This window comes from Gottfriedia sp. OAE603 (assembly GCF_040543965.1).
Lineage (GTDB): Bacteria > Bacillota > Bacilli > Bacillales > Bacillaceae_G > Gottfriedia > Gottfriedia solisilvae.
Genome location: NZ_JBEUNN010000001.1, coordinates 2,708,761 through 2,722,977, shown reverse-complemented (window position 1 = coordinate 2,722,977; position 14,217 = coordinate 2,708,761). Strand labels below are relative to the sequence as shown.

Annotated in this window: 15 protein-coding genes and 1 pseudogene; 9 read left to right on the top strand and 7 right to left on the bottom strand. The window is 33.3% G+C overall.

The window, feature by feature from the left end; genetic code table 11:
- Positions 1-4: 4 nt before the first annotated feature.
- The 4 genes from cysC to ABID96_RS13935 form a co-directional block, all read right to left on the bottom strand.
- Positions 5-601: an adenylyl-sulfate kinase gene (gene cysC / locus ABID96_RS13950; RefSeq protein WP_192602557.1), complete on the bottom strand. Its 597-nt coding sequence runs from the start codon at positions 599-601 to the stop codon at positions 5-7.
- Between the two features lie 12 nt (positions 602-613).
- A complete protein-coding gene (sat, locus tag ABID96_RS13945; protein ID WP_192602556.1) occupies positions 614-1,765 on the bottom strand; it encodes a sulfate adenylyltransferase in 1,152 nt (383 codons plus the stop codon).
- A gap of 85 nt (positions 1,766-1,850) precedes the next feature.
- Positions 1,851-2,552 carry a phosphoadenylyl-sulfate reductase gene (locus tag ABID96_RS13940; protein WP_192602555.1) on the bottom strand — a complete coding sequence of 234 codons (702 nt, stop codon included), beginning with the start codon at positions 2,550-2,552 and terminating at the stop codon, positions 1,851-1,853.
- 204 nt (positions 2,553-2,756) lie between these two features.
- Positions 2,757-2,900 carry a YezD family protein gene (locus ABID96_RS13935; protein WP_235821382.1) on the bottom strand — a complete coding sequence of 48 codons (144 nt, stop codon included), beginning with the start codon at positions 2,898-2,900 and terminating at the stop codon, positions 2,757-2,759.
- A gap of 312 nt (positions 2,901-3,212) precedes the next feature.
- Between ABID96_RS13935 and ABID96_RS13930 the strand changes: the two genes are divergently transcribed.
- The 3 genes and pseudogenes from ABID96_RS13930 to ABID96_RS13920 all read left to right on the top strand — a co-directional run bounded on the left by ABID96_RS13930 (position 3,213) and on the right by ABID96_RS13920 (position 6,814).
- Entirely contained in the window at positions 3,213-3,632 is a 420-nt protein-coding gene (locus ABID96_RS13930) for a divergent PAP2 family protein (protein WP_235821383.1), read from the top strand.
- A gap of 141 nt (positions 3,633-3,773) precedes the next feature.
- Positions 3,774-6,012: pseudogene (locus tag ABID96_RS13925) on the top strand (MMPL family transporter).
- Positions 6,013-6,169: 157 nt separating this feature from the next.
- Positions 6,170-6,814 (top strand): peptidylprolyl isomerase, encoded by a 645-nt coding sequence (locus ABID96_RS13920; RefSeq protein ID WP_235821384.1) that lies wholly within the window; start codon positions 6,170-6,172, stop codon positions 6,812-6,814.
- 258 nt (positions 6,815-7,072) lie between these two features.
- On the opposite strand, the gene ABID96_RS13915 is transcribed toward ABID96_RS13920, so the two are convergent.
- The gene (locus tag ABID96_RS13915; protein WP_192602554.1) at positions 7,073-7,456 is read right to left on the bottom strand and encodes a rhodanese-like domain-containing protein; all 384 of its coding nucleotides are present in this window, start codon (positions 7,454-7,456) and stop codon (positions 7,073-7,075) included.
- 114 nt (positions 7,457-7,570) lie between these two features.
- Here ABID96_RS13915 and ABID96_RS13910 point away from each other — a divergent pair, with 114 nt between their 5' ends.
- The 3 genes from ABID96_RS13910 to mntR all read left to right on the top strand — a co-directional run bounded on the left by ABID96_RS13910 (position 7,571) and on the right by mntR (position 10,231).
- Positions 7,571-8,404, top strand: a complete 834-nt coding sequence (locus ABID96_RS13910) for a lipoate--protein ligase family protein (protein WP_192602553.1) — start codon at positions 7,571-7,573, stop codon at positions 8,402-8,404.
- 195 nt (positions 8,405-8,599) lie between these two features.
- Positions 8,600-9,625, top strand: coding sequence for a spore photoproduct lyase (gene splB / locus ABID96_RS13905; protein WP_192602552.1), 1,026 nt, complete (start codon positions 8,600-8,602; stop codon positions 9,623-9,625).
- A gap of 171 nt (positions 9,626-9,796) precedes the next feature.
- Positions 9,797-10,231 carry a transcriptional regulator MntR gene (gene mntR, locus ABID96_RS13900; protein WP_192602551.1) on the top strand — a complete coding sequence of 145 codons (435 nt, stop codon included), beginning with the start codon at positions 9,797-9,799 and terminating at the stop codon, positions 10,229-10,231.
- 10 nt (positions 10,232-10,241) lie between these two features.
- Here the strand turns inward: mntR and ABID96_RS13895 are convergent, their stop codons facing one another.
- Together ABID96_RS13895 and ABID96_RS13890 are read right to left on the bottom strand one after the other, a co-directional pair.
- The gene (locus ABID96_RS13895; protein WP_377896905.1) at positions 10,242-10,637 is read right to left on the bottom strand and encodes an SA1362 family protein; all 396 of its coding nucleotides are present in this window, start codon (positions 10,635-10,637) and stop codon (positions 10,242-10,244) included.
- 114 nt (positions 10,638-10,751) lie between these two features.
- Positions 10,752-11,681, bottom strand: a complete 930-nt coding sequence (locus tag ABID96_RS13890; RefSeq protein WP_192602550.1) for a DUF1385 domain-containing protein — start codon at positions 11,679-11,681, stop codon at positions 10,752-10,754.
- Between the two features lie 219 nt (positions 11,682-11,900).
- Between ABID96_RS13890 and ABID96_RS13885 the strand changes: the two genes are divergently transcribed.
- From ABID96_RS13885 to ABID96_RS13875, 3 genes are all read left to right on the top strand, one after another.
- Positions 11,901-12,476 (top strand): YqhR family membrane protein, encoded by a 576-nt coding sequence (locus ABID96_RS13885; protein WP_192602549.1) that lies wholly within the window; start codon positions 11,901-11,903, stop codon positions 12,474-12,476.
- A gap of 87 nt (positions 12,477-12,563) precedes the next feature.
- Positions 12,564-13,022: a type II 3-dehydroquinate dehydratase gene (gene aroQ / locus ABID96_RS13880; protein ID WP_192602548.1), complete on the top strand. Its 459-nt coding sequence runs from the start codon at positions 12,564-12,566 to the stop codon at positions 13,020-13,022.
- Positions 13,009-14,073, top strand: coding sequence for a M24 family metallopeptidase (locus ABID96_RS13875; protein ID WP_192602547.1), 1,065 nt, complete (start codon positions 13,009-13,011; stop codon positions 14,071-14,073). Before aroQ ends, ABID96_RS13875 begins: the two co-directional genes overlap by 14 nt.
- Positions 14,074-14,217: the final 144 nt, after the last annotated feature.

Genomic DNA, 14,217 nt, shown 5'->3' with positions numbered 1-14,217 from the left:
CTCCTTATTTGATATAATTTTGAACTTTTAAATATTGAAGTACTGTTTCAACACATTGTTCAATCGAAAGTGTGTCTGTATTTAAAGTGATTTCCGGACGATTTGGTGCTTCATAAGGGGAGCTTATTCCTGTGAAATGTTGAATTTCACCACTTTTTGCTTTTTTATAAAGTCCCTTCGGATCTCTGTTTTCACATGTTTCAACTGAGCACTCAACATAAACTTCAATAAATTCATCTTTTTCAACAATTGATCGAACAAGATCACGATCAGCTTGAAATGGGGAGATAAAGGCAGTAAGTACAATTTGCCCATCATCGACAAATAACTTAGCTACTTCCCCAATGCGACGAATATTTTCGGTTCGATCTCGATCTGTAAATCCAAGATCATTATTTAATCCGTGGCGAATATTATCACCATCTAAAACATATTGCTGCACATTTTGTTGAAACAATGCTTTTGCTATTTCATTTGCAATCGTAGATTTTCCAGACGCTGATAAACCGGTAAACCAAAGGATACAGCTATGATGATTGTTTTTCTGACGTCGATCTTGCTTCGTAATACTGGCGTGATGCCAAACAATATTTTTAGACATGTTGTTCTTCTCCTATTCAACTGAAATCGATGCTGCTTCACGTATTCCTTCAATTAATATTTCAACTACTTCTTTTCGGCTAAAAGCAGTTGGAGGAATTTCACCGTTTTTTAGCATTTCTCGTACTTTCGTTCCAGAAAGGGTAATATGATGCTCGCTACTATGAGGACAAGTTTTTGTTGAACCCATATTTTCACATTTTGAGCAGTAAAAACTATTTTCGAAAAATAGGAGATTAATTCCTAAATCATCAGCTGTAAAGCGTTGGAAGATTTTTTGAGCATCATAAGTTCCGTAATAATTTCCAACTCCAGCATGATCACGTCCAACAATAAAGTGAGTACACCCATAATTTTTTCTGACGATTGCATGGAAAATAGCCTCGCGTGGGCCAGCGTAGCGCATAGCGGCAGGGAAAACTGCTAAGAATACTCGGTTAGCTGGATAATAGTTTTCTAGTAAAACCTTATAACTCTTCATTCTCACATCTGCAGGAATGTCATCTGATTTTGTTTCTCCAACTAATGGATTCAAAAACAGACCATCAACGATTTCTAATGCACTTTTTTGGATATATTCATGTGCCCTATGAACAGGATTTCGAGTTTGGAAACCAACAATCTTTTTCCAGTTTAATGCTGCAAATTTTTCACGAGTTTCAATTGGTGTTAAATAATGTTCAGAAAAATCGTTTCTGTTCAACTGCTTAGTAACAGTAACCTCTCCACCGATATAAACATCTCCACGGGAATACAATTTAGCTACCCCTGGATGCTCATGATCCGTTGTTCCATAAACGAATTGTGCTTCAACTAATTTATTAGGTGTATAAATATCTTCAATCTTAATGATTCCATATACTTCATTTTCCCAAATCAGCTTTGCTACATCACCGATTTGAAGATATTTAGCAGATAACTTCGAAATAGGAAGGGTAATCGGGATACTCCAGACAGCGCCATTTTTTAATCTCATTGAACTAACAACTTGTTCATAATCATCTTTGCCTAGAAAACCAGTTAATGGGCTATATGCACCATTTCCAATTAACTCTAAGTCACTAATCCCGATGAGATCTAAAGGAATCTCGTGGGAAATTTCATTTGTTAAAACGGTTGAATCAAATCGATTAATTAATGTTCCACCATGTGCTGGTAAACTCATATTCTAGACACTCCTTAAATTTTCTAATGTAATAGTTTCATATATTAATGAAAAAAAGACGATGCAAATTGAGATGAAGAATGGTTTAGTCGTGTAAGCCACATTCGGTTTTACTTGTACCGGACCAACGACCTGAGCGGCTATCAGACGAATTAGAAGCTGGTAAAGTACAAACCTCACAACCAATACTTGGATAACCTACGTCGTGAAGCGGATTATATGGAAGGTTTTGATAATACACATATCTCCAAACTTCCTTCCAAGTCCAGTGGATTAGTGGGCAAACCTTAATAGATTTGAACTTATTGTCTAGATTGAGAAAATTCGTTTTTTGACGAGATGAAGATTGCTCTCTACGTAAACCTGAGATCCAAGCAGGTGCATTCTTTAATGCTTCTTGTAATGGGATGATTTTACGAATTTGGCAACATTGATTTGGTTCCCGTTTCCAAAGTTCAGCACCATGTATGTCTGCTTGTTCATCTAAAGTAAGGCTAGGAAGTTTTTTTTCAATCTGTAATAATGGATACTTTGCTTGGACTCGGTCGATACATTCGTAAGTTTCTTTAAAATGTAAACCTGTCTCCAAAAAAACAATTTTTGCGTTGGGTTTTACTTTTGAGATCAAGTCAATTAATAATATTCCCTCCACGCCAAAGCTACAGGCGTAGATACATTCATCTCCATAAGTAGAATAAGCCCAATGGAGAACTTCAAGGGCTCCCTTTGTATCATTATCAATAGAAAAGTTTGGCAGTTGTTCCTCGTTCCATGTTTCAAATCTCATTTGTCTTCCTCCAGTGAATTAAAGAAAATAAAAAAAGAGCAAGATACTCTGTCATAAATTTATGAAAAGATCGATATAAATACTTTCTATATGAAAATGTATCAAAACATTTCTCTTTAAATAGAAAAAGACAGCTTAAATCTATGATGTAAAGATTACATAGATTTAAGCTGCCTCTAGTTTTTCTAGTCAGCAGGATCTCATTTACTTTAATCGTATTTTCTCTTGTTTTTCTACCTGAATAATTTTTCCATCTTGAACGACTAAAGTAATCGTTCCAAATTTTAAACCATTTAGTAACGATTCCACGACCTCGATTAACGGTTTTAAGTCGTTGGTTTGGCTCATGAGCATCATCCTCTGAATTTAATTACAACTAAGTTTATCAGAATTGTATGAATTGTCAATTTCAAAAATTCCACTTTTTAAATAAATTTTGAAAATTATAACAAAAAGGAAAATACGCCTGAAATGAAAGCGTTTCATCTCATTATTGGCAAAAAAAAAGAACTATTTGAATAAAAAAATGTAGTGTATGCGAATAGACATTTTAGAAGAAATGAACATTTATTTCGTTCTTTCAGAAACGTTATGAATATACAATTGTTGAAAGAAGATAATAATAAGTAGGTAATTTAATAAAAATTAAGGGGGTTCGTCTTGACTATCCTTCATAACGAGCCATTGATTTCTGCTGTAATAGCATGGTTTATTGCTCAGTTTTTAAAAGTCATTATTCACTTAGTGAAAAATAAGGATTTTGATTTATCTAAATTTTTTGCTTCAGGTGGTATGCCAAGTTCTCATTCTTCAACGGTTACTGGTCTAGCTTTAAGTGTGGGATTAACGATGGGTTTTGAGAGCGTTGATTTCGCGATGGCAGCAATTTTTGCTACGATTATTATGTATGATGCTTCAGGTGTGCGTCTTGCTGTTAGTAAGCACGCAAAAATACTTAATGACTTTTTTCACGGCAGAATAAAAAATTATAAAGCTTTAAACGAATTGGTCGGACATACTTCATACGAAGTAGTTGTAGGGGCAATAATTGGTATCATAGTTGCAATCATTGTTACCTAATCTTACTTGCGCTCAAGAATGAATCAAAAGATTTATTCTTGAGCGTATTTTCATAATATAAATAATTAAATGTAAAAAATAGAAGTTATATAAATAAGTTTGATAAGATATTGTTAGGATTTGTAAGTAAGGAGTGAAAGAATGAAAAGTATTGTAAACGAACATAGTGCTTGGAAGAAAGTCGGACGAGGAATTTATCATTTTCGATTTGTATTAATTAGCTTAATAGCAGTTATTTCAATCTTCTTAAGTATTTATGCGAAACAACTACCCAGTATCTTAGAGGGTGATGGATTTCGAACACCTGGTGATTATGAAAAAGCTAAAAATATTTTAGAACGAGATTTTGAACAATCTCCTGACTCACTTATTATTCTAATTGAGAGAAAAAAGGGAGCTACAACTAAAGAGTTTCAGGAAGATATTGAAAGAATTGTAAAAGTGATTGAACAAGAAAAAAATATTAAGCAGTTCATGAATCCAATGGTCGATCCAACGATGAAAAAAGAAAATATTGCTTATATTTCTCTTCTATTTAACGAAAAAGATTATGATAAATTAGTTGATCGGAACAATAATTTTTCTAAAAAAATAGAATCTTACACTGATGAATCAGTGAAAGTTGGTACAACGGGCTTTACGATTATTAGTGATGTAATGAATAAAACGAGTCAAGAAGATTTGAAAAAGGCCGAAATGATTGGGGTTCCAATAGCATTTATTGTTTTATTCTTTGCTTTTGGTAGTCTTGTTGCTTCAGCAATCCCTATATTAATAGGGTTAATTAGTATTTTTACAACTTTTGGTATTCTAGCATATATTGGTAAGTACGTTGATTTATCAATCTTTGTCTTAAATGTAGCACCGATGATTGGCTTGGCTTTATCGATCGATTTTGCTTTGTTATTTGTCAGTCGATACAAAAGTGAGCTTTCAGAACAAAAAACATCTGTAAAAGAAGCAATCAGTATCACTTTTGCGACTGCAGGTAGAGCGATTATCTTTTCAGGTATTTGCGTGTTTATTGGTTTATCTGCACTGTATTTCATTAATATCGATTTATTTAGAAGTGTTGCAATTAGTGGTGCTGTAGTCGTTTTAGTTAGTTTATTTTTATCTTTAACATTATTACCTGCAGTACTTTCTGCTTTAGGAAGAAATATTAATAAAGGTACGTTAAAGTGGATTGCAAACCGCAGTCAAGATCAGCAACAAGCAATTTGGAGAAAATTTGCGCAGTTTGTAATGAAGAGACCAATCATCATGGCACTTACTTCATTAATCATATTAGGGATATTTGTCATTCCAATTCGAGATGTTCATTTAAACATCCCAACTATTGATGCACTTCCAAAACATGAACCCTCTAGAATCAATTACGAGAAGTATCAAAAGGAATTTCTTCCTGATGCTTTAAATCATGGGTCAGTTGTAGTCGTTTTAGATTCGGATAAAGATATATTAACGAATGATAATGTAACATCATTAGAGAAAGTTCAACAGGAATTTGAAAATGATTCAGACGTTTTAAAAGTAAGAAGTGTGTTCAATGCTGTTAATATGAATGCTGCTCAACTTTTACCTGCTTTAAAATCACCTAATGCAACAAAGCTTCAGCCAGCTGTAGATGCATATATTCAAACAAAAGGATAAGACCTTCATGCAAGTATTTCTAAACTCTGATCCGAAGTCTGAAAAAGGGAAGCAATGGGTAAGAGATATTGAAAAGAAATACAAAGGTAAAATTGAAGGATTCCAAATGACTAATGGTGGGCAGGTTAAATTTGAACAAGAGTTATTTGATGAAATTACTGATAATATTCGATATGGATTAATTGTAATCATGGTGAGTACATTTATCATATTAATGATTGCATTTAGATCGATTATTATTCCAATCAAAGCGATTATCATGAACGTCCTTTCCTTAAGTGCAACATTTGGCATTAATACATGGCTATTCCAGGGTGGGAATTTTGGATTACCGCAATCTGATATTATGCTAATTTTACCAGTATTCGTCTTTGGTTTAGTATTTGGCCTGAGTATGGATTATGAAGTGTTCTTAATGTCTAGGATGCAAGAGTTATATGAAGAAACGGGTGATAATACATATTCGACACGAGAGGGTTTAGTTTCAACAAGTCGAATTATCACTTCAGCAGCTTCGATCATGATTGTTATTACAGGTGCGTTTGCATTCACAGATATGGTTCCCGTTAAACAAATGGGGATTGGGATTGCGATTGCAATATTCTTAGACGCTACCATCGTTCGATTAGTACTCGTACCGAGCTTAATGCAACTGTTTGGTAAGTGGAATTGGTGGTTCCCATTTGCGAAAAATAAAGTTGAAGAACCAAAGGAGAAAGTAGGATAAATACAATCGTAAAACTGCTAAACAATGAAAAGGTTTAGCAGTTTTTTATGTGCGTAATTGTTAGTGTAAAATAAAATGAATCGTAAATGAAGGATAGATTAGTAAAAGAGCTAAATGATTGGTAAAATGATACTAGCAAATAGAAGGGAGACATGAAATGTTTAAAAAATCAATGAAAGCAGTTCTGATCTGCTGCTTTGTCTTAATGTTCACCATTTTAACTGCTTGTGGAAATGATAATCAAAAATCTTCACAAGTTGCAAAACCAAAGAAACCTGAGAAATTACCAGTCGCAACAATTACAATTAAGGATTACGGGGTGATTGAAGCGGAGCTGTATCCACATATCGCACCAAATACTGTATATAATTTTATTTCGCTTTCAAATAAAGGATTTTATGACGGACTTAAAATACATAGAATTGTGAAAGACTTTGTTATTCAAGGTGGAGATCCAGAGGGTACTGGAGCAGGTGGTCCTGGATATACAATTAATGGAGAGTTTACTTCAAATGGATTTGAAAATAACTTATTGCATACTGCAGGAGTTTTATCAATGGCACGTACGGATGATCCGAATAGTGCTGGAAGTCAATTTTTTATTATGACAAATGATTCCTCACAGCTTGACGGTGCGTATGCATCATTTGGTAAAGTGACAAAAGGAATGGATATCGTAAAGAAAGTTGAAGCTGCAGAAACGACACCTGAGGAGCAACCAAAAACGCCTATCATCATCGAATCTATTAAAGTTGATACGATGGGTGTAAAATATCCTAAACCTAAGACGAATAAAGAATAAGTTGAATTTTATTAGAATCCCTCGGAGAAGTTTTGAGGGATTTTTATCTAAACTACGTTAAACAGTTTAAAATAAAAAAACTACTACTTAAATAGTAGTAGTTCCACGAAGTACAAAAACTAAGAGATACAGACTGATTGAAAACGCTTGTCTTTCGAGGCTCAGGAGCCGAATGAGGAGCGGAGTTACCTTTGACGGTAAAGAGCACCGCAAGCAGGCGAAGCAACGAAGAAAGCGAGCGTTTTTCAAAGTCTGGAATTATAAACCTTTTTTTACTTTACCAGACCAAACCTTAAATCCACCTTTTAATTGGAACAGGTTTGTTACACCTTGTTTACGTAAAATTCGGGCTGCTTGTCCAGGACGAACACCCATTTGATCATACAGATAAACTGGTTGATCTTTACGAATTTCTTTTGAACGCATTTTTAATTGAGCAAAAGGAATATTACGTGCACCTAAAATATGTCCGTTTTTAAAATCCTCTTGATCTCGTAAGTCAATTAATTGAGCTTTACGAATACCTGAGCGGAATTCTTCCTCGTTTAATGTTTTTATTAAGCGTTTTTGGTAGAAATACATGATTGTTGTGTATACAATGATACCTAGGACAACCCAAATTAACCATATCAAATTAGTCATTTTATTCAACACCTTTCAATTACCTACTTATCTTATTATAATTCTCTAATAAGATTGTGCAAGATTCTTTAATAAAAAAAGAAAAATTTCAGTATTGTATGAGGAGATTTCAACATGTCAAAGACAAAGTGGTATTTTATTAATAGTGGAAAAAAATCTGGGAGTTATAATATGGCTCTAGATGAATGTCTTATTAAATGGCAAAGCGAAGAAGTATTTTTACCTACTTTACGTTTTTATGAGTGGGAACATCCAACAGTAACAATTGGATATTTTCAAAAGAATCAAGAAATCAGTTTAGAACAATTAAAAAAATATAACGGTGATTTTGTCAGAAGACAAACAGGTGGTAGAAGTGTACTTCACCATGAGGAATTAACATATAGTGTAATTGTTCCTGAAAACTATCCAAATATGCCAGTTACAGTAACAGAAGCCTATAAAGTGATTTCAATGGGAATATTAGAAGGCTTTAAATTATTAGGTTTAGATGCTTCATTCTCTGTGCCGAAAACAGCGGCAGAAAAAGATGAATTAAAAAAACCATCTAGTGCAGTTTGCTTCGACGCTCCATCTTGGTATGAAGTTGTTGTTAATAATAAAAAAATTGCTGGAAGTGCACAAACAAGACAAAAAGGTTCAATCTTACAGCACGGTTCAATCCCTTTAAATATTGATGTTACTATGCTGTATGACCTATACATTTTTTCTTCAGAAGAAGTTAGAAACAAAATGAAAAAAAGATTCTTAGAACGCGCTACATGGATCAACGCAGAAAGCGATGCACCAAAATCAATGGATGAATTGTATATTGCATTTAAAGAAGGCTTTGAAATTGGTTTGGATATTGAATTGGTTCCTTATGAATTAACTGATGACCAAGAAAAAGAAGTACAAGCATTAGTTGCATCAAAATATAGTACTGAAGAATGGAATCTTCGAAAATAATGAATGTGTTGGAAAGAAAGCTGGATAAGCTTTCTTTTTTTGATTTTTTTAAAGGAGTCATTTATATAATAGATTTAACTAAAGATAAAACGATTATCTCCTTTCTTTACCTTTATTCCCAATACTTGGACCGTTTGTTTTTTTTGAAAGGTTCATACTATCAATAGATAAATGTAGAAAGGAATTATCAGATATATGAAGCCATTTATACCTAGGCTCGTTTATTTTGAGCCACAAGCGTTGGAATATCCATTAGGAAAAGAATTAAAAGAGAAGTTTGAGAAGATGGGTTTAGAAATTAGGGAAACAACATCACATAATCAAATCCGAAATTTACCCGGTGATACTGACGCAGAGAAATATCGAATTGCAAAATCAACGTTAGTAGTTGGTTTGCGAAAAACATTGAAATTTGAAACCTCAAAGCCTTCAGCTGAATATGCAATACCTTTGGCCACGGGATGTATGGGACATTGTCATTATTGTTATTTACAAACAACATTAGGATCTAAACCATATATTAGAGTGTATGTTAATTTAGAAGAAATTTTTGAACAAGCAGAAAAATATATGAACGAAAGAAAGCCGGAGATCACAAGATTTGAGGCTGCATGTACTTCTGATATAGTAGGCATCGATTACTTGACTCATTCTTTAAAAAAAACGATCGAATTTATTGGTGAAACTGAATATGGCCGATTACGTTTCGTAACAAAATTTCCTCATGTAGATCATTTATTGGATGCTAAACATAACGGCAAAACAACGTTTAGATTTAGTATTAATTCAAGATATGTGATTAAAAATTTTGAGCCAGGCACTGGTTCATTTGATGAGAGGATTGAAGCTGCGAAAAAAGTAGCAAATGCAGGATATCCTTTTGGATTTATAGTCGCGCCAATTTATATGCATGAAGATTGGGAAGAGGGCTATGAGGAGTTATTTATTCGGTTAAAAGAAGCGCTTGGTGACTTAGCGAATCAAAAGATGACATTTGAGTTGATTCAGCATCGTTTCACAAAGCCAGCAAAAAAAGTCATTCTTGAACGTTATCCGAATACAAAATTAGAGATGGATGAAGAGAAAAGAAAATACAAATGGGGCAAATATGGAATAGGGAAATATGTGTATCAAACGGATCAAGCAGCTTCCATCGAAGAAACGATTTCTGCTTATATTAAATATTACTTTCCAAATGGAGAGATACAATATTTTACATAAGTAAAAAAGTGTACTAATTTGGTACACTTCTTTTTTATGACCAGTATGATATATATGTAAAGATTGAAAAAGTCGAGTTAATTGCACTTTTGTATTTTGTGTTGTATCATTTTATTTGATGTTTATTTGTAACGGATTATTTAAATTGTAATACTTAACTGGAGGAAAAACATGCCCACACCTAGTATGGAAGATTATATTGAACAAATTTACCTTTTAATTGAAGATAAAGGGTATGCACGCGTGTCTGATATTGCTGATGCTTTATCAGTACATCCATCGTCAGTTACGAAAATGGTACAAAAACTTGATAAAGACGAATATTTAATTTATGAAAAGTATAGAGGACTTATATTAACTCAAAAAGGTAAGAAGATGGGGAAAAGGCTTGTATATCGCCATGTTTTACTTGAGCAATTTTTACGAATTATCGGTTTAGACGAAAACTTAATTTATCAAGATGTCGAAGGAATGGAACATCATATGAGCTGGGAAGCAATTGATCGAATTGGTGATTTAGTTCAATTCTTCGAGGAAGATAAGAGTAGGATAGAAGCATTAAAGGTCATTCAAAAATCGAATGAAGAACAATCTAATAATGACTAAAAGACCGTGCCTAATAGGAAGCACGGTCTTTCTTTTTACCCTTTTCACCTTCAATTACGGTCAGGTGACTAGAATCTTTATTTCGTTTTCTTAGCAATGGACTGGAGGTACTTTTCCTTGAAGTGGGCTTTGATTTATTAAACGATTTTTTTACTGAACTATTTTTTTGCGTATTATATTTTTTTACAGTCTGTTTAGCAGCTTTTCTATAGGAGTCTTGTTGGCTTCTTTGACTGTTAGATGATGTAAATACTCTATAAATAAAATAAAGAACAAGGAGAATTAATCCAATAAATAAAATTCTTTGTAATAATTTTGCTGGATCGTTAATCAATTCAGCAATTAAGCCAAAAAGTGCTAATGCTATCATTCCGTAAAATATTGATGTGTACACTTTTTGATTCACTTAAGCACCTCCTATGTTAAGAATTATTTTTAAATCGTTTTCTAAAAAAATAGGTTACTTATAGTTTATTACATTTTATTCAATAAGTTGATATTTTTTATAAAATTCTGTCAATTATATTTTGGTATTTTTTTCTATCTCCAAAAGTCGATTAAATGAAGCGATTGAAACTTCAATTTGGTCATCAGAAGGCTCTTTTGTTGTTAATAATTGTAGCCATAATCCTGGGTAGCCAACCCATTTTAGTACTGGAATATGACGAACTTTATTCGTTAATTGTAAAACTTCAAACGAAATACCTAAGACTACCGGTATTAATAAAAGTCTGTCTACTATTCTTAACCAAAGTGGACTCGTTGGAACTAGGAAATAAATAAACATCCCAACAATAACCGTAAATAAAATAAAACTACTACCACAACGGTAATGCAATCTAGATTGTGATCTGACACCTTCAACAGTTAATGGAGCATTATTTTCAAAGGCATTAATCACTTTGTGCTCGGCACCATGATATTGGAAAACTCTTTTGATAAAAGGAGTTAAGGAAACTAAATAAATATAGATTAATAAAAAAAGTAATTTTATTATACTTTCTACAATTACCTGCTGAACATCAGTTTCGAAAAATGGTCTAAGTGTAGCTGCTAACAGAACTGGAACTAAGGTAAAAATAACTTTCCCTACTAAAAAAGATAAAACTGCTAATACAGATATTCCAATATATGTAGCAATCGTACTTTTTTGGTTCTCACGTTCTAAAGCAACTTGTTCATCATCATTTGGATCAATTCCATAACGTTCTGTTGAAAAGTTCAAATGCTTTGATCCATTAATACTAGCTTGAATAATCGCAACAACTCCTCGTACGAATGGAACTTTCTTTAGTTTTTGCATCGTAGGATTCGTTTGAATTGGTTCTTCGAAATACTGAATAGAGTGATCATTTCTTCGAATTGCCGAAACAGTGTGTTTTTTACCACCAAACATGACACCCTCTACGATCGCCTGCCCCCCATAAATTGCTCTTTCTTTCTCTTTCATGTTGCACCAACCTAAATTCATTTTTTACTGCATAAATATATCTATTTGAATCTATTGTAAATGGAATAACAATATTGGTGCAAGTATAAGTACTATGAATTAAGAAAATGAAGTCTTAATATTTTCAATATTCTTACAAATATTCTATTCACATGAAAGAATTTCACTTGGACATACTACAATAAGATAATTAGCAATGTATGGAAAGGGTCATGATACATGGATAAAGAAAATAATCAAGCGCAAAGTGAAAAAGATGAACAAACACAACATGGTCAAGGCAAAAACCAAGGCGGTGTAACAGATCAAGGACAAAGTCCGGATTATGCAAAAGGTGCAATGAATTTTAATAAGATTGCAAGTATCGGATTTTTCGGTGGAATATTTTGGTCAACAGTATCTTTCGTACTAAGTTTTTTTGATTTCACACAAATCGGTCCAACATTTGTATTAGAAAAAATTCCTCTTGGAAAATGGGCTAATTTTTATATTGAGGTCTTATTATCTATTTTTTGTATTGGAATTATATCAATCGTCATTGCATTCATCTTTTTCTTTATAGGAAAAAAATTTACAGGTGTATTGCCTGGAGTGTTCTATGGATTATTGTGGTGGGTTATTATTTTCCTTGTACTTGGAAGAATTGCGTTTGATTTAAAACCAATTAAAGAGTATTCAACTGACACGATGGTAACAAGCATTTGTATATTCATTCTATACGGAACCTTTATTGCATATTCGGTTTCTTTTGCATCACTAGAAGAAGAACCCTCATTGCGTGGCTATTCAAAATAGTCTGGCCTATGATAAAATAAGGATGAGTGTTCCATATTATGTTAAATTGGAGCAAATATGCTGAAATGATAGGTGGAGACAAGAAAATTGGCTAAGTTTTTATTATTAAATGGACCTAATTTAAACATGCTCGGCCAGAGAGAGGTTTCAATCTATGGTTCTACAACACTTAAGGATATAGAAAACCATTTATCTGGTCTGGCTAGTGAGTGTAATGACATAATTGATTGTTTCCAGTCTAATCACGAAGGTCAGATTATTGATCGTCTACATGCAGCAAACAATGTTTATGATGGAATTATTTTTAATCCAGGTGCATTTACACACTATAGTTATGCAATTCGCGATGCGATTGCAAGTATTACAGTACCAACAATTGAAGTACACATTTCAAATATACATAAAAGAGAAGAGTTTCGTCATACATCAGTATTAGCTGCTGTAACGGTCGGACAAATTGTTGGATTAGGTGTGTACGGTTATGACTTAGCTTTACTTGCATTACAACAGATTAGTAAGGGAGAGAAAGTACATGGAAAAAATTAAAAAATTAAGAGAAGCTCTTGTAGAAAAAGGGTTGGACGCACTTTTAGTTACTAGTACATATAACCGTCGTTATTTAACAAATTTTACAGGGTCATCAGGTGTGGCGCTTATTACAAAGGATAAGGCATTATTTATTACTGATTTCCGTTATGTTGAGCAAGCAACTAGCCAATGTGAAGGATTTGAAATCGTTAAACACGAAGGATTAATTTCAAGTGAAGTTGCATCACAAGTTGAAAAAAATGGTGTAGCTAAAATTGGATTTGAACAAGATCATATGACGTTTTCTGAGTATGGTACATACCGTAAAGTAGTAGCAGGAGCAGAACTTGTACCTGTTAATGGAATCATTGAAAATTTACGTTTAATCAAAACGGATGCTGAAATTTCAATTATTAAAGAAGCAACTAAAATTGCTGAATCGGCTTTTGATCATATTTTAGGCTATATCCGTCCAGGTGTAACAGAATTAGAAGTATCAAATGAGCTTGAATTTTATATGCGTAAATTAGGCGCGACATCATCGTCATTTGATATTATTGTTGCTTCAGGTGCGCGTTCTGCTTTACCACATGGAGTTGCATCTAGTAAAGTAATCGAAACAGGTGATTTTGTAACACTTGATTTTGGTGCATACTACAAAGGATATGTTTCTGATATGACTAGAACAGTTTCAGTAGGAGAGCCAGCTGCAGAATTAAAGAAAATCTATGACATCGTGTTAGAAGCTCAATTACGTGGTGTAAATGGAATCAAAGCTGGAATCACTGGTAAAGAAGCTGATGCTTTAACACGTGACTATATTACTGAAAAAGGTTATGGCGAATACTATGGACACTCAACTGGTCATGGAATTGGTCTTGAAGTACATGAAGGTCCTGGATTATCATTCCGTTCTGATTTAGTACTTGAGCCAAATATGATTGTAACTTGTGAGCCAGGAATTTATATCCCAAATCTTGGTGGAGTTCGTATAGAAGATGATTTAATCGTTAAAAATGGTGGTAACGAAAACTTAATGTCATCACCTAAAAACTTAATCATTCTATAAGTTTTCGCGATAAACGAAAAAGAACTACACAAACGAAGTAATATACATTATCATATAGAAATGTGGAGGCGCATGAACTAAGGGTTCAGGCGCTTAATCTAGACATTAATTCAAGGTAAGCGAAATGGTTCATACACGGGTACA